The following is a 23,961-nucleotide window of genomic DNA, read 5'->3' as shown; positions in this document are numbered from 1 at the left end:
CGCCGCAGACGAACAACGGACAAGCACCGCCCCGCCCAACCAGCGGAGCGCAAATGCAGGGGGGAGCCTGCGCATGGCCAGATGGTTCGGCAGATCCAGGTCCAGGGGCAACGACAAGGCCGGGGACGCGGCGGAGCACGAGCACCTCGAACCCCTCGGTGTCTCCGACGACCTGCGGCTGGCGTACGGCCGTACCGGCGACCCGAAGCTGCTGCGCGGCTCGATACAGGCCGCCGAACTGGCCCTGGAGGTCTACCCGGTCACCGACGTCCGGCACGCCGCCGCCCTCTCCTCGCTGTGCATGCTGCACCGGCTGAGCTGGGAACGCGACCATGGCACCGCCGATCTGATCAAGGCCATCGACTACGGCCGCCAGGCCGTCGACAAGTCCCCGCCCGGCGACCCGGAACTCCCCCGGCACATGTCCTCCCTGGCCACCGCACTCCAGGAGGCCTACGACAGGACGGAGGACGAGGAGTCCATCGACGAGGCCATCGCCCTGTACCGGGGCTGTCTGGACCTCCTGCCGACGGGCGGCGGCACCGGGCAGGGCGAGGAGCGCGTCGGCCAGGAGTCGAACCTCGCCAACTCCCTGCTCCGCAAAGGGCGTAAGAGCGGCGACAGCGCCATCCTGAACGAGGCCGCCGAGCACGCCCGCGCCGCCCTGCGCGACACCCCGGACGGCCATCCGATGCACGCGGTGCGTCTCGTCAACCTCGGCGGTGTGCTCCTCGGGCTCGTCCAGAACGGCCATCCGGAACACATCGGCGAGGCCGAGGACATGTACACGCAGGGCCTGCGCGAACTCCCGGCCGGCCACCCCGCGAGCGCCGGCGTGCGGCAGACGCTCGCCATGATCCTGGGGCTGCGCATCCAGTTCGGGATCTGACAGTGCCGGATCAGCCTTCCCTGGTCGAACTGACGCTGCTCGTCGAGGACTTCGCCGGGCCGGACCACTGGCGGTGGGTGCTGGTCGCGCCGGACGGCGAGGTCCTCGCCCGGCACGAGGTCCGCCTGGACCCGACCGGCCCGCAGTACGAGGCCTTTCTCGACCTGCCCGGACATCTGCGCCGGCACGCGCCCCCGGACGTACGGGCCGCGCGGGAACGGGAGATCGTCCGGGAGGTGGGTGCGTGGATCGGCGCGGAGGTCCTCGGGCCCATCGCGCCCGCGCTGCTCGCGGCGGCCCCGGCGGTGGTACGGGTCGTCGTGCCGACGGACGTACCGGGCGCGCGGCGCCTGATGTCCGTACCCCTGGAACTGGCGCACGCGGACGGGCGGCCACTGGCCCTCCAGGACGTGACCCTCGTGACGCAGTGGGGTGCGGGGCGTACGGCCGGGGAACGCGGTGACGGCCGTCCGGTGCGTGTGCTGGCGCTGTTCAGTCTGCCCGAGGGCAGCCGGGCACTGAACCTGCGGCGCGAACGGCTCGCGCTGACACGGCTGTTCACGGCGGCGGCGGACGCCGGGCGCGCGGTGGAGGCGCACACGCTGCAGTACGGGGTGACGCGCGAGCGGCTGCGTGCCGTACTGGCGCGACCGGCCGGCTGGGACCTCGTCCACGTCTCCGGCCACGGCGCCCCCGGCGAACTCCTCCTGGAGACCGACGCCGGGCGCCCCGACCGGGTCCGCGCGCCCGAACTCGTCGACCTCCTCGCCACCGCCCGTGACGTCTCCCTCGTCACCCTGTCGGCGTGCTGGTCGGCGGCGGCCCCAGAGCCGGTCGAGGCTTCCGGCGGCTCCGGGGAACCGGTCGTCGGGGCCGTCGCCGGGGACCTCGTCGAGCGGCTCGGGTGTGCGGTGCTGGCCATGCGGTACCCGGTGGAGGACGGGTTCGCGATCGCCCTCGCCGAGCGGCTCTACCGCCAACTGGTCGTCAAGGGGCGGGTGTTGCCCCGGGCGCTGGCGGGGGTGCTGGGTGAGCTGTCGGGGGAGGCCGCAGGTTCGGAGGGGGTGCCGGGTTCCGCGCTGCGGGCGGGCACACCGGCGCTGTTCGGGGCGCGGGCGGTGGGGCTGACGCTGGGTGCGCCGATGGGTCCGCCCAGGGGTGAGCAGTCGGGTGAGGGGTCGGGTGCGGTGTCCGGCGAGGCGGATGGCTCCGGCCGGGATGTCTCCGTCGCCCAACTCCCGCCCGTACCCGAGCACTTCGTCGGCCGCGTCGCTCTCCTCGCCCGGGCCGGTGCCGCACTGGCCCCCCGCAGCGGGCTCGGCGGAGTGCTGCTGCACGGGATGCCCGGGGCCGGAAAGACCGCGTGCGCAAGGGAGTTGGTCGAGACGCACGCGCACGCCTTCGAGCGAACCGTCTGGTTCACGGCACCCCAGGAGCAGGACCACCCGTACGAGGAGACAGTGCTCGCCTCCTTCGCGCTGGCCCTGGAACAGGCGGTGCCCGGACTGCGCTGCCTGCATCTCCTGGACGGGGCCGACGGGCGCGCGGCGGAGTTCGTGGCCGCCGTCTCCTCGTGGCTGGAGCGGGAGCGCGTACTGCTGGTCATCGACGGCATCGACACCCTGCTGACCCCCGACAGGGTCTGGCGGGACCGGCGTTGGGGGGAGCTGATCGGTGCGCTGTCCGGGCGGGCCGGAGCCGGGCGGCTGATTCTGTGCGGGCGGGTGCGGCCGGCCGGGCTGGGGCCGCTCGTACGGACCGAACCGGTCGACCTGCTGACCCCCGACGAGTCCCTGCTGCTCGCCCGTGAACTCCCCCACCTGGCCCGGCTGATCGACGGACGGCTCCCCGGTACGACACCCGCGGGCGCCCGCCGACTCGCCACCGGCCTCCTCGAACTGGCCCAGGGCCACCCGAAGTCGCTGGAGCTGGCCGACGCCCAGGCCGCCGATCCGGAGCGCCTGGCACGACTGCTGGCCGCCGGAAACCGGGCGTCGGCGGCAGCCGAAGGCAACGACGACGAGCATCTGCGCGTGCTGCGTGCCTGGTCCGACGGTGTGGCCGCCGAGCTCGCCCCCGCCGACCGCGACTTGTTCCACGTCCTGTGCTGCCTCGACGAGACCGACCGCAGCCGGGTGGCCGTGGACCACAACTGGCCCGACCTGCGCGCCCAACTGGGCCATCCGGACAGCCCTGTTGACACTGCCCTGCGGACCCTGGTGGCCCACGGGCTGCTCACGCCTCGCCCCGGACCGTCGTACGAGATCCAGGCCGCCGTCGCCGCCGAGGGGCGGGCGCGGGCCGGTGCGCGGGTCCGGGAGCTGGTCGACACGCGACTGTCGGGGTACTGGCTGCGGGTGTTCGAGATGGCGTGGACCCGCGAGGGCACCGACGCCGAGGGCGCCCAACTGGCCGGACCGCTGCTGACGCTCGCCGCGCTGTCCGCCGCGCCCTATCTGATCCGGCTGCGGCAGGAGTCGTCCGCCGCGACGCTCCTGGAGGCTGTCCTGCGCCGGGACACCTCGGCTCCGACGAGGGCCCGCGTGCTGCCCCTGCTGCGCAGCATCGCGACCCGCGCCGCGTCCACGCCGGGCACCGGGGTCGTGCCGCCGACGGACGCGCTCGCGCGGATACTCGGCGAGATCGACCCGGCCGCCGCCGAACGCCACGAACGAGCGGCCCTGGCCTCGGCGTTGGCACGCGGCGACCACGGCAGCGCCGCCGCCGCGACCAGCGGCCTGGTCGACCTCTGCGTACGCACCGGACGCCTGACCGAGGCACTCGCCCTCACCGAACAGGGCGCCGAACACGCCCGGTTGGCCGGCCTCGGCACCTGGACGGCCCTCCTCTACGAGGTCCAGCGGCTGCACGTCCTGTCGCAGACCGACCGGGCCGGCGAGGCCCTGGCCGAGGCCGACGCACTGCACCGCCGGATGCGTGAGGTGCCCCGAACACGCGGTCCCCGTGAGGGAGTCGACTGGTGGGAGGTCTGGGAGGAGCTGTGCGACACCGGTCAGCGCGCCGCGATCGAGGCCGGGCAGTGGCGGCGGGCACTGGAGTACGCCGACGACCTGGGCGACTCCAAAAGGGCGCGCGGCGCACCGGTCACCGACTTCGCGGCGGCCCGGCTGCCCGCGTACATGCCGTTGCTGCGCCTGGGTCGTACCGAGGACGCGCTGCGGCTGCTGGAGGAGTGCCGGCAGGTCTTCGAGGACGCCGGGGACTTCCTGTACCTGGGCGAGGTGTTCGGGGCGCTCGCCAGTGTGGCGGACGTGCGCGGACACGGCGAGGTGGCGATCGCCCGGGAGCGGGACAGCCTGCGGTACGCGTACCGGGCGGGCGTTCCGCCGGTCGTCGCCGTCGGGCACGCCAACCTGGGCACGTATCTGCACAGCCACGCACGGGACGCGGCGGGCGCGGTCGCCCACCATCTCGCGGCGGCGCTGCTCGCCACGCTCACCGGGGGCGGCCGGACGATGAACGCGGCGCAGTCCCTCGCGGGCGACCTCCAGGAGTTCGGGGCGGACGCCGTGGCCCAACTGCCCGCCGGGGTGGAGGAGTTGTGCGCGCGGGTGGCCGAAGTGCCCGGGGTGGCCCTGGACCGGCTGCTCGCCGGCCTGGACCCCGGGCTCGGCCGTGCGCGGGAGGCGCTCACCGCGCTGGTGCGGGAGGCGAGCGAGCGGGCGGAGGAAGGGGCTGGGGCTGGGGCGGGGGCGAAGCGGCTCGCGGCTGTGCAGGCGGCGGCCTGGGGCATGCTCTGGGAGCCGGTGCTCGCGGCGCTGGTGGCCGCCGAGCGGCGCAACACGGCGGCGAAGGTGAAGCTGCGCCAGCATCTCGCCCAACTCGCCGCGATGGACCAGATGTTCGTGCCGCTGACCGACACCCTGAGCCGGATCCAGGGCGGTGAACGCGGGCGCGACGTGCTCGCCGGGCTGGGGCCCCTCGACGCCCCTGTGGCGCGGCGCGCCCTGGACGCGCTGGCCGGGCGGGTGACCGTACCCGTCGAGCTGTGGACGGTGATGTATCTCGGCATCGCCCTCGGCAGCTTCGTCTCCACCGTCCTCGGCGAGACCGGCACCGACGAGGTGACCCGCGAGAACCTCGACGGGTTCGCCCGGGACGCGCTACTGGCACCGATGGCCGCGGTCCTGGAACGAATCCTCACCGGCGAACGCGACCCCCGACTGGCCAACGGACTCCAGCAGCCGACCCAGCGGGCGGCGGTCGCGGCGGTGCTGCGCTGTCTCAACGACGCGGAGGAAGCGTCCCGTTGACCGGTCATCGGGGGACTGTGGCCTGGGATACTGCGCGTATGGCGGACGCCCCGAAGATCAACGACGTACGGCTGAGTGACGACGGCGTGCTGGAGTTCTACGACGGCACGGCGTGGGTCGTGTATCCGGACGTGCCCGATGACGCCACGAGGTCGCCCTTCGCGGTGAGCAGGCGCGATGCCCCCTCCGCCGACGAAGACGGGCCCCAGTGACCACCGAACCGCCCCCGCCTCCACCCCTGCCTCTGCCCGCGCCCGCGCCCGCGCCCTCGCCCTCTTCCGACCCGGGCATGGTCACCCCCTTCGACGCCCTCCCCTCCCCCCTCGACGCCGTGCCCGAACTGCGCGCCGCCGCCCGGTGGATGATCGCCGCGTTCGGTGCCGTCGGGGCCGCGCTCGTCGGCGGGGGGCCGCTGGTGGCCGTCGGGAAGGTGCACGGGCTGGGCGAGGCGCTGGTCGCGGGCGGGGCGCTGCTCGTCGCGCTCGCGGGGGTCTGCCTCGCCGTCTGGCAGGTCAGCCGGGTGCTCGTACCGCCGATCACCACCGCCGCCACCCTCAACACCCCGGCGGCACGCGGCCTGCGCGAGCTGGTCGACGCCTCCCCGGCCGACTTCTTCGGCTCCGCCGCCACCGGCGTCGACGACCTCCTGCGCCACCGTGCCGTCGCCGTGAACATCCACCGCGCGCTCACGGCCGAGACCGACCCCGGCCGCCGGGAACTGCTGCGACGGCACCTGGACCGGGCGAAGGCCAACATCGCCCGCACGGACCCCTTCGTACGCTGGCTCCTCGCCATGGCCCACGTCTGGCAGATCCGCACAACCTTCCACGAGGCCCGCCGCTGGTGCGTGCTGGCGGTGGCCCTGGTCGCGGCAGGGGCGGTGGCGTTCCTGACGGTGACGGGAGGCTGAGCCTGATGGTGGAGGCGCGAAGCGCCCCACCAGGGGCGCGGGGCTGTATCTATATGCGGCTCCGCCGCGTGGGCGCGACCAGCCACAACGGCGCCGCAGCAAAACCACTACCGAGCCAGCACCCCGTCCAGGAACGGCTCGATCGCCGCGCGCCACGCATCCGGCTGGTCATAGTGCACAAGGTGACCGGCGTCAGCCACCTCCGCATACTCCCCCCGAGGCAGCACACGGACCATCTCCTGCGCCTCCGCCCGCCCCAACTCCCCATCCAGCCCCCGCACCACAAGCGCCGGACACTGAACCTGCGTCAACTCCTCCCAGTGCGCGTCGAACACCCACGTCTCACGGGTCTTGAGCATCTGCTCCGGCTCGAAGACGGGCCGCCAGCCGTCGGGAGACTCCTGCATCACCTCGGCGTAGAACTCGCCACGCGACGGAGTCGGCCGCTCCACCCAGGGATCGTCCTCGCCGAACCACTTGCGTACGTCGGCGAGGGTGGCGAAGGGGGCCGGCCAGGCCTTGAACCAGTCCTCCCACTCGCGCTGGGAGGCCCCGCCGAGCGCCGAGGCCCGCATGTCGCAGATGATCAGGGCGCGCACCAGGTCGGGGCGTTTCGCGGCGAGCTGCCAGGCGGTCAGGGCGCCCATGGCGTGGCCGATGAGGACGACCGGGCCGAGGCCGAGCTGCTCGATCGCCGCCTCGGCGTCCTCGACGTACGCCTCGCGGCTGTAGATGTCGCCGGGCGGACGGTCGCTCTGGCCGTGCCCGCGCTGGTCGAGTGCGACGGCCCGGTGCCGCTCACCCAGCCAGCGGGCGGCGGACGCCCAGTGCGAGGCACGGCCCATGAGCCCGTGCAGTAACAGCACGCCGGAGGCACGCTCGGCCTCTCCCGTCCGGGTCTGGCCCTCTCCGGCCTCTCCGGTCTTGGGAGGGTCGGCGAACTCCCAGGCGGCAAGACGCACGCCGCCTGCTCCGGTCACGTCGATACGCCGCGCCATAGGTCCTGGCACCCCCCTAGCTATCGAAGTTTCCTCTACTGAGTTCCTCTACCGCCACAGATTATCGAATGGCTATTCGAAAATGCGGTCTCCGGCCGCAACACCCCTCGTTCGAGTGACCACGCTCCAGGAATGATCCGCGTGGCCGAGGGGAGATCTTCTGCGGGAGGCGGACCGCTCGGGGAAAACGGTCCGTAGGGGATGACCCTGGGAGCTCGGGGCTCCGGGTCAGCACAGGGGAGGACAGGCCCCGGCGCCACTTGGCGCCGGGGCCCTCCACATTTTTGCGGCGCATATGCCTGCCCCCTTCCGCCCCCAGGGACAGACTTGCACGCAACCCGTGAATGCGCTGCGATTCCGCACAGTCAACTACCCGCCAAGCAAGGCGAGTTTGCAAGTCGGGTCACCGATGGCTTCGATGAAACCGTTGCGTCCAGCCACCGCAGTGGACAGGGGTGATTGACTGCACCCCGCGCCTCTCGCAATCGGCATCCCGTACAACCGGGTCCACCGGATCATGCCGGGGTTGTGCCTTCGGGGACTCCTACGAGGGGACGGCAAGCGTAGCGCGTGCGATCACCATGCGTCAGCGCTTGGCTACAAAAACATGCGAGGCGACCTCCGCCTCCAGCTCGGCCGCCTCGCCGCCACTGCCGACCAGCACCCCGCCGGCCGCCTCCGTCACGCTCACCACCGAACCGGGCTGCACACCCGCCCGGCGCAGCGTGTACATCAGCTGCGCGTCCGTCTGGATGGGCTCGCCGATCCGCCGTACGACGACCGTCTTGCCGTCGACACCCGGGTCGAGGTCGGCCAGCGAGACCATGCCCTCGTCCAGGAACGGGTCCGCGCCGTCCTTCTCGCCCAGCTCCTCCAGGCCCGGGATCGGGTTGCCGTACGGCGACTCCGTGGGGTGGCGCAGCAGTTCGAGGACGCGGCGCTCGACGGCCTCGCTCATCACGTGTTCCCAGCGACACGCCTCCGCGTGGACCTGCTCCCACTCCAGGCCGATCACATCGACGAGCAGGCACTCCGCGAGGCGGTGCTTGCGCATGACGCGGGTGGCGAGGCGGCGGCCCTCGTCGGTCAGCTCCAGATGCCGGTCGCTGGCGACCGCGACCAACCCGTCGCGCTCCATCCGGGCCACGGTCTGGCTGACCGTCGGGCCGCTCTGGTCCAGCCGCTCGGCGATCCGGGCGCGCATGGGGACCACACCTTCCTCCTCCAGCTCGAGGATGGTGCGGAGATACATCTCCGTCGTATCGATCAGTCCGGACATTCGTGCCCCTTGATGAGATGTGCCGAAGGCTCGACGGCTCCGGCGCGTGCGCTGGCCCTGGCTTCAATTCTGACGCATACCACTGACAACCGTGCCGTCGCGGTGAAACCACACGGTTACGGATCCCCGTGGCCGGGTAGACAGTGCGTTTCACCGAGGGTACGGGGGCGGCGGCGACAACGGCGGACGGCCGTGTTGACAGGGCACTGGTCCAGACCTCACCGTGATCGGCGACACGGACCGCCAGACGACCGTCAGGCCGATCTCCCGAAGGGTTCCCCGATGAGCGACAGCGAGTTGGCCGGACAGTTCCTCGACGCCGCGATCGGCCTGTTGCAGCGGGTGCGCGACGAGGAGGCGGAGGCCGTGACGGCCGCCGGCACGCTCATCGCCGACACCGTGGCCGACGGGGGCCGCCTGTTCGCCTTCGGCGCCGGGCACTCCTCGCTCGCCGCGCAGGACATCGTCTACCGCGCGGGCGGCCTCGCCCTGATGAACCTGCTGGCTGTGCCCGGCACCGTCGGCGTCGACGTCATGCCGGCCACCCTGGGCTCCGCCCTGGAGCGCGTCGAGGGCCTGGCCACGACCGTCCTGGACACCTCGCCGCTGCGCGCGGGCGACGTACTCGTGATCATCTCCCTCTCCGGCCGCAACACCCTCCCGGTGGAAATGGCGCTGCACGCGCGTGCCCTCGGTGTGCGGGTCATCGGCGTGACCTCGGTGGCGTACGCGACGGAGACGACGCCCCGCAACGCCTCGGGCACGTTCCTGAAGGACCACTGCGACGTCGTACTGGACTCGAAGATCGCTCCCGGCGACGCCGTACTCACCCTGGACACCGTCCCGGCGCCCTTCGCACCCGCGTCCACGGTCGTCACGTCGGCGGTGCTCCAGTCGGTCATGGCGACGGCGGCGGGCATCCTGGCGGACCGGGGCATCGAGCCCCCGCTGCTGCGCTCCGGCAACGTGGACGGCGGCCACGACTGGAACGCCCGCATCCTGAAGCAGTACGGCGACCGGATCTTCTACGAGCGCTGAGCCGCACGGTTACGGTCAGCCGACCGGCTGCTCGCCTACTTGCCGAGGCCGGCCAGATCCAGGGCAGTCGCGATCCGGACGGCCACGTCCTCCGCGTACATGGCGTCCGTACGTTCGAACTGGCTCCGTCCGCCGCCCCGCAGGAACGTCACGACGCCCAGGGTGCGCCCCCTGCTGCGCAGCACCGCGCACAGCGCGTGGACCGTGTCCGGCGGCCATCTGCGCTGTACGGCCCAGTCGCGGGCCTGCTCGACGCCGTACGACCCGGCGCTCGCGCGCACCGACCCGGCCCGCTCCACGCACTGGACGGCCGGGTGCGCGTCGCCGTAGCGCACCGGCAGTCCGGCGTGGCCGGCGAGGACACTGGGGCCGGGCGCCCCGGAGGGCGTGGCGGCGGCGCGGACCAGCCGTACCGGCCCCTCGCCGTCGCCCGCCGAGCCGTCGGCCGCCGTACCGCCGATGACGGCGATCCGGTCGACGATCGCGTGGTCGGCGAAGCCGGCGAGGGCGAAGTCCAGGTGGACGGTCGCGGCCTCGGCGGGGTCCTCGCACTCGGCGGCGGCCCGCGCGGCGCGGTGCAGCTGGTGGGTACGGAACCGCAGCTGGGCGGCGTCCTGCTCGGTCACCTTGGCCTCGGTGATGTCCTGGAACAGCCAGCCCACACCGAGCGGAACCGGTTCTTCGGTGAGCGGCGAGGCCAGCCGCAGGAACCCGCTCCGCCAGCAGCGCCGCTTCTCGCCCTCGGTCGTCCGCACGCTCACCCACATCTCGGCGGGCGCGGGCGGCGCGCCCTCGGCGAGGACGTGCGTCAGCGCGCTCTCCAGCTCCTCGACACCCTGCGCGAGCAGCTCGCCGAGGGGCCGCCCGAGGACGGCCGTACGTCCGATGCCGAGCGCGCGGGCGGCGTGCGAGTTGACGACGGCGGGCCGGAGGTCGGCGTCGACGAGCACGACGCCCCAGCTGGCGTCCTCGAAGAGGGCCTCACTCAACGCGATGGACCGCTCAAGATCTATCTGCGCGTGCACCTCGCTGAAGGCGCAGTACAGCCCGGCGGGCTTGCCGTCGGGCCCGCGCACGGCGGCGGACTGCGTACGCACGAGCACGCGTCCCCCGTCTTTCGTGAGCAGGGCGAACTCGTGGACCTGACGCCCCGGGGCGTGCATCGCGGAGAGCAGCCGCCCCTCGATGTCCTCGGCGTCGGCGCTGCGTACGGCCCACCCGGCGAACCCGTGCCGCCCGACGGCCTCGTCCGCGGTCCAGCCGAGAATCCGCTCGGCCTCGCGGTTCCAGTGGGTGACGACCCCGTCGGCGTCGAAGGCGCACAGGGCGGCGTCCATGCCGTCGAGAAGGGCCGCGAGCAGGTCGGACCCACCACCGTCCGCACCCGCCGGGCCGTCCGAACCCACCGGGCTGTCCGGGCCGTCCCTCTCGGGCTCGTCCGGCCCCAGCTCGTCGGTGGTCCCACTACGCCGGGAAGCACTCACCTGGACCCCCTGCCGGCTGCGTCCGCACGTACTGCACGACGGTTCGCTCACTCACCATCATTCAACTCGAACGTGACGCAGGACACATCACGTTCCCCCAAGATTGAAGGAATTCGTTGTACGGCGGAAATTCGCCGTAGTTCACCGTAGTTCCCCGTGTTCCCCGTAGTCCGGGAACAAGCCCCTCCTGCCCCTCCCGCCACCGAACCAAACCGACCATCCGGAATGTCCGTGCCTTCAGGGAGTTCCCGCGCGAGCGCGAGCCCCCGCACGTACATCTCACTCCCGAACCCCCGCCGCCGAAAACCGGGCAGCACCCGCGCGATGATGGTGGCGACGGCCGGGGCGCCGTCCCCGGCGGACGGCCGAACGGTGGAGCACTCCACCAGGGTGTCGTGGAGATACTCGACTTCCAGCCGATTACGCCCACTGCGCACCCGTACCTCGTCGACGTCGGAGCCGCCGTCACCCACGGAGACGATACGAAGATCAGACACGGCGCCAGAAAATCGCACACCCCGGGCGGCCGTCAATGGGGTTCGGGTACGCGCGTAGACCTCGATGCCGGGCGCGATAGCGTGCCGATCATGGCGGACTGGGACATACGACCGGCGACGGCGACGGACATCGAGCCGATAGCGGAACTGCGGGCAGTGGTGATGCGGCCGGATCTGGAACGACTCGGCCGGTACGACGAACACCGCGTCCGGCAGCGCTTCCGGGACGGGTTCGACGCGGCCCACACCTGGGTGATCGAGGTGAACGCCGAGTTCGCGGGCTGCGTGGCCCTGCGCCCGGCGGAGGACGCCCACTGGCTGGAGCACTTCTACCTGGCCCCACGCTTCCAGGGCACCGGCATCGGCTCGGGAGTCCTGAGTGACCTACTGGAGCGCCGCGACGGCACGGGGGTCCGGGTCGTCCGCCTGAACGTCCTCCAGGGGAGCCCGGCGCGACGGTTGTACGAGCGGCACGGGTTCGGGGTGGAGAGGGAGGACGCGGTGGATGTGTTCATGGTGCGAGCTGGACGTACGAGCGCCGACGCGGTCTGACTGTCGATGGCGCGTCGAAGGGAGTACCAACGCTGACGGAGTCGTCTGCGGGGTGGGAAGGGAACAGTCCGGTCCGCCACGGCGGACCGGACCGGGCCGGGTGTGCTGCCGCTAGCCGTTGATCACGCGCAGGGGTTCGCCGTTCAGGAAGATGACGTGTGTGTTGAAGAAGGCGTCCAGGCCCTCGGGGCCGAGTTCGCGGCCGTAGCCGGACTGCTTGACGCCGCCGAACGGTACGCCGATGTCGACGCCGATGCCGTTGTTCAGGTTCACGGTGCCGGCGTGGATCCGCTGGGCCACGCGGAGGGCGTGCTCGGTGTCGGCGCTGTAGACGGCGCCGGACAGGCCGAACTCGGTGTCGTTGGCGATGCGGATGGCGTCTTCCTCGTCCCGGTAGGTCAGGACGGTCAGGACGGGCCCGAAGATCTCCTCCTGTGCGACCTTGGCGTCCGGTGACACGCCGGTGATGATCGTGGGGGCGACGTAGTAGCCGACGTCGTGGCCGGGGGCCCGACCACCACCGACGGCGAAGGTGCCGCCTTCCTTCTCCGCGGAGGCGAGGTAGTCCAGGACCCGCTCGTAGTGCTTGCGGGTGACCATCGCGCCCACGTCGGTGGCCGGGTCGCGAGGATCGCCGACGGTCAGTCGGGCGAACGCCTCGGCGAGGGCGGCGACGATCTCGTCGTGACGGTGCTCGGGCACGATGAGCCTGCTGGGGTTGGTGCAGCTCTCGCCGTTGTTCCCGGTGACGCCCGGCACCAGGGTCTCGACGATGCGGTCCAGGTCGGCGTCGTCGAGCACGAGTGCCGGTGACTTCCCGCCGAGTTCGAGGGTGAGCTGCTTGAGGGTGTCGGCGGCCGCGGCGGCGATGCGGCGGCCGACCACGGTGCTGCCGGTGAAGGTGATCTTGTCGACGCCCGGGTGGCGCACCAGGTGATCGCCGCCCGCGGGCAGTGCGTTGACGATGTTCAGTACGCCGGCGGGCAGTCCGGCCCTCAGCGCGGCGTCGCCGAAGTAGCCCGCGCTCAGGGGGGTGTCCTCGGAGGGCTTCATGATGACGGTGCAGCCGGCCAGCAGGGCCTGCGGGAGCTTGAACGCGGCGAGTGCGAGCGGGGCGTTCCACGGGACGATGGCCGCCACGACGCCCACCGGCCGCTTCTCGATGCGGGCGCTGACCCCCGACAGGCCGGTGCGCAGTTCGGTCAGCTCCGTCACCTCTGCCAGGGAGGCGTAGTAGCGCAGCAGGCCGGGCATCGTCAGGGCCCCGCCGCGGCTCTGCCCGACCGTCAGGCCGGTCTCGGCGACCAGCACCTCGGTGACCGGGTCGGCGTCCTTCTCCAACTCCTCGGCGAACCTCGTCAGGATCTCGGCACGCTCTCGCAGGGTCAGTCGCGGCCACGGACCGGAGTCGAACGCCGTACGGGCCGCGGTGACGGCCGCGTCGACGTCCTCGAAGGTCGCGGCGGCAGCCGATCCGATCTCCTTCTCGGTCGCCGGGTCGACGACCGGAATGCGCTCACCGGAGGAGCCGGGACGCCAGGTGTTGTTGATGAACAGGTCCCGCTCGAACACGGGCGAGGAGGATGAGGGAGTACTCATGACAGACCTTCCGCTACGGCCAGTAATGAAAATAACTGGATAGTTACCATCTAGGCACCGGGTCCGAGGTTTGTCAATAACTGGTTGGTTACCTTAGGCTGGCCTCATGGCCTACGACTCCGCAGCAACCCGCGCGAAGATCCTCAGGGCGGCGATCGAGGAGTTCAGCGCCGCGGGCTTCGCCGGTGCCCGCATCGACCGCATCGCCGAGGTCTCGGGCGCCAACAAGCGGTCCATCTACGTGTACTACACGAACAAGGAGCTCTTGTTCGCCGCCGCTCTGCACAAGGTCATCACCGAGCTGAACGACGCGGTGCCACTCACCGAGGACGACCTGCCGGGATACGCGGGCCGCATGTTCGACCACCTGACCCGACACCCCGCCGCGCTGCGCATGCATCTGTGGCGCCAGCTGGAGCGGCCCGAGCTGGGCCCCGACGCGGCGGACGTGTACAGCGAGAAGATGGCCCGCATGACCGCGGACTCGGCCACCGGGCAGCTGCCGTCGACCGACCTGCTCGTCCTCATCACCGGGCTCACGCAGAGCTGGGTTCTCGCGCCGCGAGATCTCCTCACCGCCGCCGACGGTTCCGACCCCTACCGGCCGGAACGGCTGGCTGAACACCGGGCCGTCGTCGTCGAAGCCGCCCGCCGCCTCTGCGCACCCGCCCCGACGGCCGCCGCAACCACGCCGCAGGAACACGGCTGACCCGGAAGACAGACGGACGGACTCCCCACCGTCACCGTCCCCACCGTCTTCGGCTGCTCCGCCGCGGGTGCGCCGCCCTCCGCCCCCTCCCGCCATCAGGGCCGCATCGAAAGCGACCGCCCGGTGATCGCCCCGTGTCACCTCGCCTGCGCCTGTTCAGTCAAGGACCGCGGTGGCCTCGATCTCGACCAGGTGGTCGGGGATGTCGAGTGTCGCCACGCCGATCAGCGTGGCCGGCGGGACCGGGGTGACGCCCAGGGTCTTGGCCGCCCGGGAGATGCCCTCCAGGAGCGTGGGCATCTTGTCGGGGGTCCAGTCGACGACGTAGAAGTTCAGCTTCGCCACGTCGTCGAAGGTGGCGCCGGCCTCGGCGAGGGCGGTGCCGACATTGACGTAGCACTGCTCGACCTGCGCGGCGAGGTCGCCTTCGCCGACCGTGACGCCGTCGGCGTCCCAGGAGACCTGCCCGGAGACGAAGACCAGCTTCGATCCGGTCGCGACGGACACCTGCCGGTAGACGTCGATCTTGGGCAGTCCTTCGGGGTTCAGCAGGGTGATGGCCATGTTCCTGTCCGCCTTCCATTGCTCTCTTGTGGTTACTCAGGAACCGTAGGAGAGTGAGCGCTGACATGGAAGAACGCACTTTTCAGTGACTGGGGAACCAGATGGTGACCAAGCAGTTCAGCGGCTCACCCGAGGACGCGGACCTGCGGCGCGCGGACTCGCTGGCACGCGAGATCTTCTCCGACGTCGCCAACAAATGGGCGCTGCTGATCATCGAGACCCTCGGTGAACGCACCCTGCGCTTCAGCGAGCTGCGGAACGAGGTCGAGGGCGTCAGCCACAAGATGCTCACGCAGAACCTGCGGATGCTGGAACGCAATGGTTTGGCAGAGCGGAAGGTGTACCCGACTGTGCCGCCACGGGTCGAGTACACGCTCACGGAGGCGGGGCAGGGGCTGCGGGCTACGGTCGACGGGATGTGCGAGTGGACGCATCAGTATCTGGGGCACATCGAGGGGGCGCGGCGGCGGTTCGACGTCTGACGGGTTCCCCGACGCCCGGTTTCTCCAACGTCTCGGAAAATCAGTTGATGGGCGGTCGGTCGCTTCCTAGGGTGTGGCTTACACACGAAGGGAGGTGATCGGGTACATGAGTGAAACCCGGACGCGTGAGGTGGCTGCGGGCTAGCGGCCTGCCACCACACCCTGTGCGGTGCCGGACCAGCGTGGGCGAGTGACGCGCAGCCGGCCCAAACCAACGCAGTCACCCGACCCGCGAGCTCGCCGGTACGTCCGGCCGGCCCTTCCTTCGGAGGGACCGAGCTCGCGGGTCGCCTGCATTTCCGGCCTCTGGGCCTGGGGGGTCTCCCTGGTCTGGTGCAGCGGAGGATGGTGCCCATGCACGCTCGTTTCGACGGCCCCGAGACCCGTCTCGTCTCGCCGGGCGAGTACCCCGTATGGGACCAGGCTCTCGCCCTCCTCAACCGGGACCTGGCCGTGACACTTCCCGAGCAGGAGCCCCTGCGACTGCTGGCCCTCGCGCCCCACGACGCGGGTGAGCCGGAGCAGGTCTACGTCGCTCTGGCCAACGGCGAGTGGCACGGCAACTGCCTGGACCCGGACTGGGCGGACGACCCTGCCGCCGCGCTGGCGATCATCGCCGATGCCGCACAGGACACCGTCACCGAGCGGCTGTGGCAGGCGTGGCCCCTGTGTGCCGAGCACGGCCTGGGCATGCATCCCAGGGATGCGGACGACGGACAGTTGTCCTGGTGGTGCGCGGGAGAACGGTCGCGTCGCGGCCCGACCCATGTCCGCGCGGCCGTGGGCTCGCTCGGCCTCCAAGCTCCAGGTCAGGGCTAACCCTCCAGGGTTCCCCTGGCCAGTTCGTACGCCGGAACCATCGCCTCGTGTTCCTCGGTGTCCAGGCCTCCGAGGTGGACGACGACCGGTCCGTCCTCGGTTGTGACCGCGAAGGCGCGTTCCTTCTTCGGGGTCTCCACGAACTCGTCCGTGTAGACGTACTCCACCTCGGCGCCGGTCAGGCCGTTCGCCTTGAACTCGGTGTACTTCGCCTTGCTCGCGCCCTTCTCGGCGATCACGAAGGCCTCCAGGGCGGTGCGGGCGTCGTTGTTGCCCGGGGTGCCGGTCCAGACGCGGAGGTAGCCGATGTGGCCGGCCGGCTTGGCGTCCACCTCGCAGGCGAGGGTGACCAGGCCCTGGCTCAGGGGTGCGTCGACGGCCTCCGCGGTCCACTCCTCGGCGATGTCGAACGTGATGGGGAGTTCGCAGGCCGAGCCGGGGGCGCCTATGCTGCCGCCGCTCTCGGCGGTAGTTTCGTTCGCCGTTGTCGCCGAAGCGATCGCCTTCGCCTTCGCATCGTCGCCCGGTGTTTCCGAACAGCCCGCCAGTACGCCTACCAGCAGCGTCGCCTGGACCAGCCCGCGCCGCCTGTTCCCCGCCCCGACCAGCATGTGCCGTTTCTCCCCTCGCTTGGGCGGACACATTATCGGAGCGGCTAACGGTCCCTCGGGGCGCCCGCGTCAGTGACTGTCCGTGGCGCGCGGGTGCCCCGTCCCCGCGAAGGTGATCCAGCAGGTCTCGCGGGCGATGTCCAGGAGATACCAGACGCGTCCGCCGCTGGTCACCTCGATCTGCCACTGCTCGCAGGTCTGTCCGCGGTGGGTGCCGTGGGCCAGACTGCCCTTGAGGCGGTGGTGGCGAGGTGTCCCGGTGGCTGGTCGGGGGTCCGTGCGCATGATGAGCCAGGCACGGTACGTGTTCTCCTGCGCCTGCTGGGCGAGGTTCTCCCAGCCCTTGGCCGAGGCCGCGTCCGCGAAGCGGACCTCCCAGTGGCCCTCCGGTGCCGGAGGCGCGGCACGGTCTCCGCGGCCCGCGCTCACACGGTGTCCCGCGGGTCCGGGACGGGGCCGTAGTCCTCACCGTGGTCCCCGGTCAGTGCGGCCAGGAGGACCGGGTCCGAGTGGACCTCCGCCGTGTGCTGCCAGGCGATGAGCAACTGCGCGACGGACGCGCTGTTGCCGACGGAGTCGGCGGCCCGCATGGTGTCGACCAGTTCGACGGCGAAGGCGTGGACGTCGGTCTCGGGCAGGAAGCGCACCCAGGGGAACGCGTCCGGCAGTATGTCGAGGAGCAGTTCCGTGCTGCCGGGCTCCCGGCGCGCCATCGCGGCCAGTATCCGGGTGGCGGCCGACACCACGGTCTGGTCCTGCTCGGCACGTACCGCCGTGGTGAGGACCAGGTCCTCCCCGTCCCTGCGGTGCAGCAGCAGCCGTGGCGATTCCTTGAGCCGGGCAAGCGTCTGCTTGTTCTTGTTCACCAGCTCGGAGAAGTTCACTGACACTGCCGCGTTGTCGGTCGCCATGACTTTGAAAGTACTTCGAAACCCATGGTCCCGCCATCACCCGGAAGAGGGGCTTGCCCTCTTCCGGATAGGCGGATAGGCGGATAGCCGGCCTCAGCTTGCGATGTCCCCGTACCCCTCGATCTCCCGCGTCCCCGGGCCGATGTAGCGGGCCGACGGGCGTACGAGCCTGCCGGTGCGCTTCTGTTCCAGGATGTGGGCCGACCAGCCGGCCGTGCGGGCGCACGTGAACATGGACGTGAACATGTGGGCCGGGACCTCCGCGAAGTCCAGGACGATCGCCGCCCAGAACTCGACGTTCGTCGCCAGGACCCGGTCCGGGCGGCGGGCGTGGAGTTCCGCCAGGGCGGCCTTCTCCAGGGCCTCGGCGATCTCGAAGCGCGGCGCGCCCAGCTCGCGGGCCGTACGGCGGAGCACGCGCGCGCGTGGGTCCTCGGCGCGGTAGACGCGGTGCCCGAAGCCCATCAGGCGTTCGCCCTTGTCCAGGGCCTGCTTCACGTACGCATCCGCGTCGCCCGTGCGTTCGATTTCCTCGATCATGCCCAATACGCGCGAAGGGGCGCCTCCGTGCAGGGGGCCGCTCATGGCCCCTACCGCGCCCGACAGCGCCGCCGCCACGTCCGCGCCCGTCGACGCGATCACCCTCGCCGTGAACGTGGACGCGTTCATGCCGTGCTCGGCCGCGCTCGTCCAGTACGCGTCCACCGCCGCCACGTGCTTCGGGTCCGGTTCGCCGCGCCAGCGGATCATGAAGCGTTCGACGACGGACTGTGCCTTGTCGATCTCGCGCTGCGGGACCATCGCGTGGCCCTGGCCGCGCGCCGACTGGGCGACGTAGGAGAGAGCCATTACGGCTGCTCGGGCCAGGTCGTCGCGGGCCGTCTGCTCGTCGATGTCCAGTAGGGGGCGTAGGCCCCAGACCGGAGCCAGCATCGCCAGCGCCGATTGCACGTCCACCCGGATGTCGCCCGAGTGCACCGGGATCGGGAACGGTTCCGCCGGCGGCAGGCCGGGGTTGAAGGCGCCGTCGACGAGCAGGCCCCAGACGTTGCCGAAGGAGACATGGCCGACCAGGTCCTCGATGTCGACGCCCCGGTACCGGAGTGCGCCGCCCTCCTTGTCCGGTTCGGCGATCTCCGTCTCGAACGCGACTACTCCCTCAAGTCCGGGTACGAAGTCGGACATCAGGCGGCTCCTCTTGATGTGGGCGACAGGATTGCGTGCGACATGCGACATCTGCGCTCGATTTTGCGGCAGCTGTTCCGAACGGTGTACGGCCGTGTGGCCAGGGCGCGCGATTATTTGCACGATATCCCCGAGTGCCACCTTTGGGGAGCCCCTGCGGCACTCAGTGCCATGTGCGGTCGCTCAATGCCGCTCAGTGATGTCGCCGATACGGCAGGATGACCATGTGACTGATCACCACGATCCCCGGGACGCCGCCCCTCTCGATCCCGCCGCCATGCGCAAGCAGTACCGCGCCGACGGCCTCTCCGAGACCGAGCTGGCCGACGGGCCCATGGAACAGTTCGCGCGCTGGTTCCGGCAGGCCGCCGCGGATGCCGGGCTCCTCGAACCCAACGCCATGGTCGTCTCCACGGCCGACACCGACGGGCGGCCCACCTCCCGTACCGTGCTGCTGAAGCAGTACGACGAGCAGGGCTTCGTCTTCTTCACCAACTACGGCTCCCGCAAGGGGCGCGACCTGGCCGCGAATCCGTACGTCTCACTGCTCTTCCCCTGGCTGCCGCTGGCCCGCCAGGTCGTCGTCACCGGCGTCGCCCGTCGCACCGGGCGGGACGAGACCGCCGCCTACTTCCGCACCCGGCCGCACGGCTCCCAACTCGGCGCCTGGGCCAGCGAGCAGTCCTCGGTGATCCTCTCCCGGGACGAACTCGACTCCTCGTACGCCGAGTTGGCCGCCCGGTATCCGGAGGGCGAGCAGGTGCCCGTACCGCCGAACTGGGGCGGGTTCCGGGTGGCCCCGGAGACCGTGGAGTTCTGGCAGGGGCGCGAGAACCGGCTCCACGACCGGCTGCGGTACGTCGCCGAGGCCGACGGGGGCTGGCGCGTCGAGCGCCTCAGTCCCTGATCAGCAAAAAGGCGGGCCTGATCAACAAAAAGGCAGGCCTGGAGGGACGTACGGCCGTCAGTCCAGGGACGCGTCCAGCAGGGCCGCCCACTGGGCCACCACCCGGTCCCGCCGGCCCCCGTCGTCCGTGAGCAGGTTCGCCAGGCCCAGGCCCCGGGACATGTCCAGCAGGCCCTGAACCGTCTCCCGTACGCCCGGACGGGACTCGTCCGCCCGCAGCAGGTCGACCGCGATGCGGTGTGTCTCGCGGCCCACCCGCGCCTCCAACTCCGTTACGCGCGGGCGCAGTTGCTCCTCGTTCGAGGCGGCCACCCAGAGGTGGAGGGCGGCGCGGAAGAGGGGGCCGGTGTAGAGGTCGACCAGGGCGGCGACCACGGCGCGGCGGTCGGCGGCGCCCTCGGGGAAGAGGGCGCGCAGGGCGGTGGAGCGTTCCTCGGCGACGTACTCGACGGCGGCCGTGAACAGGTCCTCGCGGGTACGGAAGTGGTGCTGGGCGGCGCCCCGGGAGACGCCGGCGCGTTCGGCGACGACGGAGACCGTGGAGCCCGCCCAGCCGTGTTCGGCGAGGCAGGACACGGCCGCTTCCAGCAGGCGCTGGCGGGTGACCCGGCTGCGGTCCTGTTTCGGCGCCCGCTGGGCACGCGATGCGGATGCCTGGGGTGGGCTGTCGGTCACTACAACTTCCATGCCGGGTCCCGTCGTTCGAGGAAGGCGGTCATCCCCTCGCGGGCCTCGGCGGAGGCGAACAGCCGTGCCGACAGGGCGGTCAGCTCGGCGGTGTCCCGGTCGAAGATCTCCAGCACCTTAGCCGTGAGCAGCCGTTTGGTCTCCGCCAGGGCTCCCGGCGCCGAGCTTCGCAGCCCGTCGAGGATCGGCTCCAGGGCCGTGTCCACGTCCTCGGCCGCCTCCGTGAGCAGGCCACTGCGAACAGCCTCTACGGCGTCGAAGCGGTCGCCGGTGAGGTAGTGGCGGGCGGCGGCGCGCGGGTCCAGGCGGGGCAGCAGCGGCATGGAGATGACTGCGGGCGCCACTCCGATCCGTACCTCCGTGAAGGCGAAGGAGGACCCCGCGCCGGCGATCGCGAGGTCGCACGCGCCCAGGAGGCCGAGGCCGCCCGCCCGTACGTGGCCGGTCACCCGGGCGATCACCGGTTTCGGCAGTTCCAGCAGCCGCCGGAGCAGGCCGACGAAGGCCGCCGGGTCGGGCGGCTGCTTCAGGTCCGCGCCCGCGCAGAACGTGCTCCCCGTGTGGGTGAGGACGACCGCGCGTACGGCCGGGTCCTTGCCGCAGTCCGTGAGGGCGTCCGCCAGGTCCCGTACGAGGTACGCGGACAGGGCGTTGCGGGTCGCGGGCGCGTCCAGGGTGAGTGTGGCGACGCCCCGCGCGCGCGTGACGACGACCAGGGTCACGTCTTCTCCCCCGCCTTCTGCTTCAGTTCCCTCTGGTCCCTCAGCTCGCGGCGCAGGATCTTGCCCGAGGCCGCCCTCGGCACGCCGTCGATGAAGGTGACGTGCCGGACGCGTTTGTACGGAGCGACGCGCTCGGCGACGTACATCAGCACCTCTCCTTCGGAGAGGTCGGGCGCGGACGGCTGGCGGACCACGTACGCGTGCGGGACCTCGTTGTTGTCCTCGTTGTAGACGCCGATGACGGCCGCGTCCGCGATGCCCGGGTGGGTCAGGAGGAGGGCTTCGAGTTCGGCGGGGGCCACCTGGAAGCCCTTGTACTTGATGAGTTCCTTGACGCGGTCGACGACGAACAGCCAGCCGTCGGCGTCGACGTGGCCGACGTCCCCGGTGTGCAGCCAGCCGTCCTCGTCGATCATCGCGGCCGTCGCCCCGGGGTTGCCCAGGTAGCCCTTCATCACCTGGGGGCCACGGATGACGATCTCGCCGGCCTCGCCGTCGTCGGCGTCCCGGTCGGGGTCGTCGAGGGACAGGATGCGCATCTCGGTGCTCGGCAGGAGCCTGCCGACGGTGCCGGGCGGGGCGGTGCCCATGTCGTCGAGGGGGACGATGTGCGTGCCCGGCGACAGTTCCGTCATGCCGTACGCCTGGCCGACCGGCGGCAGGCCGAGCCGGGCGGAGCAGGCGGTGGCGAGGGCCGCGTCCAGGGGTGCGGCGGAGCTGAGGACGTACTCCAGGGAGGAGAGGTCGTACCGCTCTACGGCCGGGTGCTTGGCGAGGGCCAGGACGATCGGCGGGGCCACGAACAGGCCGGTGATGCGGTACTTCTCGATGGCCTGGAGGAACGTGTCGAGGTCGAAGCGCGGCAGGACGACCACGGCGGCGCCCCGCTTCAGGGGCATGTTCATGAGGGCGGTCAAACCGTAGATGTGGAAGAACGGCAGCACGGCCAGGATGCGGTCGCCTGGGCCCATGCCGATGGTCGGCGTGAGCTGCGCGAGGTTCGTGGCGATGGAGCGGTGCGTGAGCATCACGCCCTTGGGGATGCCGGTCGTCCCCGAGGAGTACGGGAGGACCGCCACGTCCTCGGATGGGTCGATGTCGATCTCCGGCTCGGGCGCGGTCGAGCCGAGCATGTCGATGACCGAGCGGTGTCCGGGCGGCGCGGTGTCGCAGACGAAGATCTCCCGTACGCCGCCCGCCCGTTCGGCCGCCTCCCGAGCCGTCTCCAGGAGCGGGGAGACGGTGACGATCCAGCTTGCGGCCGAGTCGCGCAGCTGCACCGCGAACTCCTCGGCGGTGGCGAGCGGATGCACGGTCGTGACGGCGGCACCCGCGCGCGTGGCGGCGTAGAAGGCGGTCGGGAAGGCGATCGTGTTCGGGCTGTGCAGGGCGAGGACATCGCCCTTGCGGACGCCCGCCTCGGCGAGTCCGGCGGCTATCCGCCGGTGGAAACGGTCCAGTTGGTCGTACGTGAGGGTGGTGCCGTCGACGCCGTCGATGAGGGCGGGCGCGTCGCCGAACTCGGCGGCCCGGCCCAACACCGCTTCGTGGATGGGGAGTTCGACGGGTTCGACGTCTGCGTACTCGCTGCGGAACATGGTTCCTCCTCGCCTGTGTACGGCTCTCAGTACGACTTGGGCAGGCCCAGGGTCTGATGTGAGACGTAGTTGAGAATCATCTCCCGGCTCACTGGAGCAATACGAGCCACGCGGGCGACAGTTATCAACGAGGCGAGCCCGAATTCCCGTGTGAGGCCGTTGCCGCCGAGGGTGTGCACGGCCTGGTCGACTGCTTTGACGCAGGCCTCTCCCGCCGCGTACTTCGCCATGTTGGCCGCCTCGCCCGCGCCGACGTCGTCGCCCGCGTCGTAGAGCGCGGCGGCCTTCTGCATCATCAGGCGGGCGAGTTCGAGGTCGATGTGCGCCTGGGCGAGGGGGTGCGCGACGGCCTGGTGGGCGCCGATGGGCGCGTTCCAGACGGTCCGCTCACGGGCGTACCGGACGGCCTGGTCGAGCGCGTACCGTCCGATGCCGATGGCGAACGCGGCGGTCATGATGCGCTCCGGGTTGAGCCCGGCGAAGAGCTGGAGCAGGCCGGCGTCCTCGTCCCCGACGAGCGCGTCGGCGGGCAGCCGTACGTCGTCGAGGGTCAACTCGAACTGCTTCTCCGGGGATTCGAGGTCCATGTCGATCTGGCGCCGTGTGAAGCCTTCGGCGTCGCGCGGGACGATGAAGAGGCAGGGCTTGAGACGGCCCGTGCGGGAGTCTTCCGTACGGCCGACTATGAGGACCGCGTCCGCGATGTCCACGCCCGAGATGAAGACCTTGCGGCCGGTCAGGAGCCAGTCGCCGGTGTCCGGGTCGCGGCGGGCGGTGGTGGTGATGCGGTGGCTGTTGGAGCCGGCGTCGGGTTCGGTGATGCCGAAAGCCATGGTGCGGGTGCCTTCGGCGATTCCGGGGAGCCAGGTTTGTTTTTGGGTTTCTGTGCCGAAGCGGGCGATTACCGTGCCGCAGATGGCTGGGGAGACGACGAGCATGAGGAGGGGGCAGCCTGCGGCGCCCAACTCCTCCAGGACTATGGAGAGTTCGGCGATTCCGCCTCCGCCGCCTCCGTAGGTCTCGGGGAGGTTGGCTCCCAGGTAGCCGAGTTTGGCTGCGTCTTGCCAGAGTTCGGTGGGGTGGCGGTTTTCTTTGGTGACTGTTGTGAGGTATTCGCGGCCGTAGCGGGTGCCCAGGGCTGCTACTGCGGTGCGTAGGGCTTTGTGTTCTTCGGATTCGGCTACTGGGGACATTCGAGATTCCTAAGGGGGAGGGGGGTTCTGTCGTGTGGTGGGTGCGGGCCCGT

The 23,961-nt window shown here is 71.2% G+C and carries 23 protein-coding genes; 10 read left to right on the top strand and 13 right to left on the bottom strand.

What is annotated here, in order from left to right:
* The first annotated feature begins 73 nt into the window (after positions 1-73).
* Genes ACWDR4_RS12910 through ACWDR4_RS12895 form a run of 4 tightly spaced genes read left to right on the top strand, consistent with a single transcriptional unit; the run spans position 74 to position 6,073 of the window.
* On the top strand, positions 74-889 hold the full coding sequence (locus ACWDR4_RS12910) for a hypothetical protein (protein WP_450407539.1): 816 nt from the start codon (positions 74-76) through the stop codon (positions 887-889).
* A 2-nt stretch (positions 890-891) separates the two neighbouring features.
* A complete protein-coding gene (locus ACWDR4_RS12905; protein ID WP_450407537.1) occupies positions 892-5,163 on the top strand; it encodes a CHAT domain-containing protein in 4,272 nt (1,423 codons plus the stop codon).
* 38 nt (positions 5,164-5,201) lie between these two features.
* Complete coding sequence (locus tag ACWDR4_RS12900; RefSeq protein ID WP_450407534.1) at positions 5,202-5,375, top strand: hypothetical protein; 174 nt, start codon at positions 5,202-5,204, stop codon at positions 5,373-5,375.
* A complete protein-coding gene (locus ACWDR4_RS12895; RefSeq protein ID WP_450407533.1) occupies positions 5,372-6,073 on the top strand; it encodes a hypothetical protein in 702 nt (233 codons plus the stop codon). The genes ACWDR4_RS12900 and ACWDR4_RS12895 overlap by 4 nt, the downstream gene beginning before the upstream one ends.
* Before the next feature lie 107 nt (positions 6,074-6,180).
* Here ACWDR4_RS12895 and ACWDR4_RS12890 read toward each other — a convergent pair whose 3' ends face one another.
* On the bottom strand, positions 6,181-7,071 hold the full coding sequence (locus tag ACWDR4_RS12890) for an alpha/beta fold hydrolase (protein ID WP_450407531.1): 891 nt from the start codon (positions 7,069-7,071) through the stop codon (positions 6,181-6,183).
* A gap of 586 nt (positions 7,072-7,657) precedes the next feature.
* Positions 7,658-8,350 carry a metal-dependent transcriptional regulator gene (locus ACWDR4_RS12885; RefSeq protein ID WP_235477446.1) on the bottom strand — a complete coding sequence of 231 codons (693 nt, stop codon included), beginning with the start codon at positions 8,348-8,350 and terminating at the stop codon, positions 7,658-7,660.
* A 282-nt stretch (positions 8,351-8,632) separates the two neighbouring features.
* Here ACWDR4_RS12885 and ACWDR4_RS12880 point away from each other — a divergent pair, with 282 nt between their 5' ends.
* Positions 8,633-9,388 carry an SIS domain-containing protein gene (locus tag ACWDR4_RS12880; protein WP_450407529.1) on the top strand — a complete coding sequence of 252 codons (756 nt, stop codon included), beginning with the start codon at positions 8,633-8,635 and terminating at the stop codon, positions 9,386-9,388.
* A gap of 35 nt (positions 9,389-9,423) precedes the next feature.
* On the opposite strand, the gene ACWDR4_RS12875 is transcribed toward ACWDR4_RS12880, so the two are convergent.
* On the bottom strand, positions 9,424-10,872 hold the full coding sequence (locus ACWDR4_RS12875; protein WP_450407527.1) for a PAS domain-containing protein: 1,449 nt from the start codon (positions 10,870-10,872) through the stop codon (positions 9,424-9,426).
* A gap of 587 nt (positions 10,873-11,459) precedes the next feature.
* Here ACWDR4_RS12875 and ACWDR4_RS12870 point away from each other — a divergent pair.
* On the top strand, positions 11,460-11,921 hold the full coding sequence (locus ACWDR4_RS12870) for a GNAT family N-acetyltransferase (protein WP_450407524.1): 462 nt from the start codon (positions 11,460-11,462) through the stop codon (positions 11,919-11,921).
* Positions 11,922-12,032: 111 nt separating this feature from the next.
* Here ACWDR4_RS12870 and ACWDR4_RS12865 read toward each other — a convergent pair whose 3' ends face one another.
* Positions 12,033-13,520: an aldehyde dehydrogenase gene (locus ACWDR4_RS12865; RefSeq protein WP_450407521.1), complete on the bottom strand. Its 1,488-nt coding sequence runs from the start codon at positions 13,518-13,520 to the stop codon at positions 12,033-12,035.
* Positions 13,521-13,626: 106 nt separating this feature from the next.
* On the opposite strand from ACWDR4_RS12865, the gene ACWDR4_RS12860 reads away from it, so the two are divergent.
* On the top strand, positions 13,627-14,229 hold the full coding sequence (locus tag ACWDR4_RS12860; RefSeq protein ID WP_450407518.1) for a TetR family transcriptional regulator: 603 nt from the start codon (positions 13,627-13,629) through the stop codon (positions 14,227-14,229).
* 156 nt (positions 14,230-14,385) lie between these two features.
* Here the strand turns inward: ACWDR4_RS12860 and ACWDR4_RS12855 are convergent, their stop codons facing one another.
* On the bottom strand, positions 14,386-14,793 hold the full coding sequence (locus ACWDR4_RS12855; RefSeq protein ID WP_450407515.1) for a RidA family protein: 408 nt from the start codon (positions 14,791-14,793) through the stop codon (positions 14,386-14,388).
* A gap of 101 nt (positions 14,794-14,894) precedes the next feature.
* Here ACWDR4_RS12855 and ACWDR4_RS12850 point away from each other — a divergent pair, with 101 nt between their 5' ends.
* Positions 14,895-15,275 (top strand): winged helix-turn-helix transcriptional regulator, encoded by a 381-nt coding sequence (locus tag ACWDR4_RS12850; RefSeq protein ID WP_235477435.1) that lies wholly within the window; start codon positions 14,895-14,897, stop codon positions 15,273-15,275.
* 354 nt (positions 15,276-15,629) lie between these two features.
* The gene (locus ACWDR4_RS12845) at positions 15,630-16,094 is read left to right on the top strand and encodes a hypothetical protein (protein WP_450407514.1); all 465 of its coding nucleotides are present in this window, start codon (positions 15,630-15,632) and stop codon (positions 16,092-16,094) included.
* Here the strand turns inward: ACWDR4_RS12845 and ACWDR4_RS12840 are convergent.
* The 4 genes from ACWDR4_RS12840 to ACWDR4_RS12825 form a co-directional block, all read right to left on the bottom strand.
* Positions 16,091-16,705, bottom strand: coding sequence for a lipoprotein (locus ACWDR4_RS12840; protein WP_450407512.1), 615 nt, complete (start codon positions 16,703-16,705; stop codon positions 16,091-16,093). The genes ACWDR4_RS12845 and ACWDR4_RS12840 overlap by 4 nt on opposite strands.
* Positions 16,706-16,774: 69 nt before the next feature.
* On the bottom strand, positions 16,775-17,134 hold the full coding sequence (locus ACWDR4_RS12835) for a hypothetical protein (protein ID WP_450407509.1): 360 nt from the start codon (positions 17,132-17,134) through the stop codon (positions 16,775-16,777).
* A complete protein-coding gene (locus tag ACWDR4_RS12830; protein ID WP_450407506.1) occupies positions 17,131-17,616 on the bottom strand; it encodes a hypothetical protein in 486 nt (161 codons plus the stop codon). The genes ACWDR4_RS12835 and ACWDR4_RS12830 overlap by 4 nt, the downstream gene beginning before the upstream one ends.
* A gap of 93 nt (positions 17,617-17,709) precedes the next feature.
* Positions 17,710-18,801: a citrate synthase 2 gene (locus ACWDR4_RS12825; protein WP_450407504.1), complete on the bottom strand. Its 1,092-nt coding sequence runs from the start codon at positions 18,799-18,801 to the stop codon at positions 17,710-17,712.
* A 199-nt stretch (positions 18,802-19,000) separates the two neighbouring features.
* Between ACWDR4_RS12825 and pdxH the strand changes: the two genes are divergently transcribed.
* Positions 19,001-19,708, top strand: coding sequence for a pyridoxamine 5'-phosphate oxidase (gene pdxH / locus ACWDR4_RS12820; protein WP_450407501.1), 708 nt, complete (start codon positions 19,001-19,003; stop codon positions 19,706-19,708).
* A 57-nt stretch (positions 19,709-19,765) separates the two neighbouring features.
* On the opposite strand, the gene ACWDR4_RS12815 is transcribed toward pdxH, so the two are convergent.
* Genes ACWDR4_RS12815 through ACWDR4_RS12800 form a run of 4 tightly spaced genes read right to left on the bottom strand, consistent with a single transcriptional unit; the run spans position 19,766 to position 23,908 of the window.
* A complete protein-coding gene (locus ACWDR4_RS12815) occupies positions 19,766-20,395 on the bottom strand; it encodes a TetR/AcrR family transcriptional regulator (RefSeq protein ID WP_450407498.1) in 630 nt (209 codons plus the stop codon).
* Positions 20,383-21,117, bottom strand: coding sequence for an enoyl-CoA hydratase family protein (locus ACWDR4_RS12810; RefSeq protein ID WP_450407497.1), 735 nt, complete (start codon positions 21,115-21,117; stop codon positions 20,383-20,385). Before ACWDR4_RS12810 ends, ACWDR4_RS12815 begins: the two co-directional genes overlap by 13 nt.
* Positions 21,114-22,715 carry a 4-coumarate--CoA ligase family protein gene (locus tag ACWDR4_RS12805; RefSeq protein ID WP_450407494.1) on the bottom strand — a complete coding sequence of 534 codons (1,602 nt, stop codon included), beginning with the start codon at positions 22,713-22,715 and terminating at the stop codon, positions 21,114-21,116. Before ACWDR4_RS12805 ends, ACWDR4_RS12810 begins: the two co-directional genes overlap by 4 nt.
* A gap of 26 nt (positions 22,716-22,741) precedes the next feature.
* On the bottom strand, positions 22,742-23,908 hold the full coding sequence (locus ACWDR4_RS12800) for an acyl-CoA dehydrogenase family protein (RefSeq protein WP_450407491.1): 1,167 nt from the start codon (positions 23,906-23,908) through the stop codon (positions 22,742-22,744).
* Between the last annotated feature and the right edge of the window lie 53 nt (positions 23,909-23,961).

The sequence above is a fragment of the Streptomyces sp. NPDC000878 genome, assembly GCF_053599695.1.
This window is presented reverse-complemented; position numbering and strand designations above follow the sequence as displayed.

Coding starts and splice junctions, on each gene's coding strand:
- ACWDR4_RS12900 (WP_450407534.1), top strand. CDS start 5,202: ATGGCGGACGCCCCGAAGATCAACGACGTACGGCTGAGTGACGACGGC.
- ACWDR4_RS12840 (WP_450407512.1), bottom strand. CDS start 16,705: ATGCTGGTCGGGGCGGGGAACAGGCGGCGCGGGCTGGTCCAGGCGACG.
- ACWDR4_RS12845 (WP_450407514.1), top strand. CDS start 15,630: ATGCACGCTCGTTTCGACGGCCCCGAGACCCGTCTCGTCTCGCCGGGC.
- ACWDR4_RS12890 (WP_450407531.1), bottom strand. CDS start 7,071: ATGGCGCGGCGTATCGACGTGACCGGAGCAGGCGGCGTGCGTCTTGCC.
- ACWDR4_RS12815 (WP_450407498.1), bottom strand. CDS start 20,395: ATGGAAGTTGTAGTGACCGACAGCCCACCCCAGGCATCCGCATCGCGT.
- ACWDR4_RS12825 (WP_450407504.1), bottom strand. CDS start 18,801: ATGTCCGACTTCGTACCCGGACTTGAGGGAGTAGTCGCGTTCGAGACG.
- ACWDR4_RS12910 (WP_450407539.1), top strand. CDS start 74: ATGGCCAGATGGTTCGGCAGATCCAGGTCCAGGGGCAACGACAAGGCC.
- ACWDR4_RS12855 (WP_450407515.1), bottom strand. CDS start 14,793: ATGGCCATCACCCTGCTGAACCCCGAAGGACTGCCCAAGATCGACGTC.
- ACWDR4_RS12830 (WP_450407506.1), bottom strand. CDS start 17,616: ATGGCGACCGACAACGCGGCAGTGTCAGTGAACTTCTCCGAGCTGGTG.
- ACWDR4_RS12805 (WP_450407494.1), bottom strand. CDS start 22,715: ATGTTCCGCAGCGAGTACGCAGACGTCGAACCCGTCGAACTCCCCATC.
- ACWDR4_RS12880 (WP_450407529.1), top strand. CDS start 8,633: ATGAGCGACAGCGAGTTGGCCGGACAGTTCCTCGACGCCGCGATCGGC.
- ACWDR4_RS12850 (WP_235477435.1), top strand. CDS start 14,895: ATGGTGACCAAGCAGTTCAGCGGCTCACCCGAGGACGCGGACCTGCGG.
- ACWDR4_RS12885 (WP_235477446.1), bottom strand. CDS start 8,350: ATGTCCGGACTGATCGATACGACGGAGATGTATCTCCGCACCATCCTC.
- pdxH (WP_450407501.1), top strand. CDS start 19,001: ATGTCGCCGATACGGCAGGATGACCATGTGACTGATCACCACGATCCC.
- ACWDR4_RS12800 (WP_450407491.1), bottom strand. CDS start 23,908: ATGTCCCCAGTAGCCGAATCCGAAGAACACAAAGCCCTACGCACCGCA.
- ACWDR4_RS12870 (WP_450407524.1), top strand. CDS start 11,460: ATGGCGGACTGGGACATACGACCGGCGACGGCGACGGACATCGAGCCG.
- ACWDR4_RS12865 (WP_450407521.1), bottom strand. CDS start 13,520: ATGAGTACTCCCTCATCCTCCTCGCCCGTGTTCGAGCGGGACCTGTTC.
- ACWDR4_RS12860 (WP_450407518.1), top strand. CDS start 13,627: ATGGCCTACGACTCCGCAGCAACCCGCGCGAAGATCCTCAGGGCGGCG.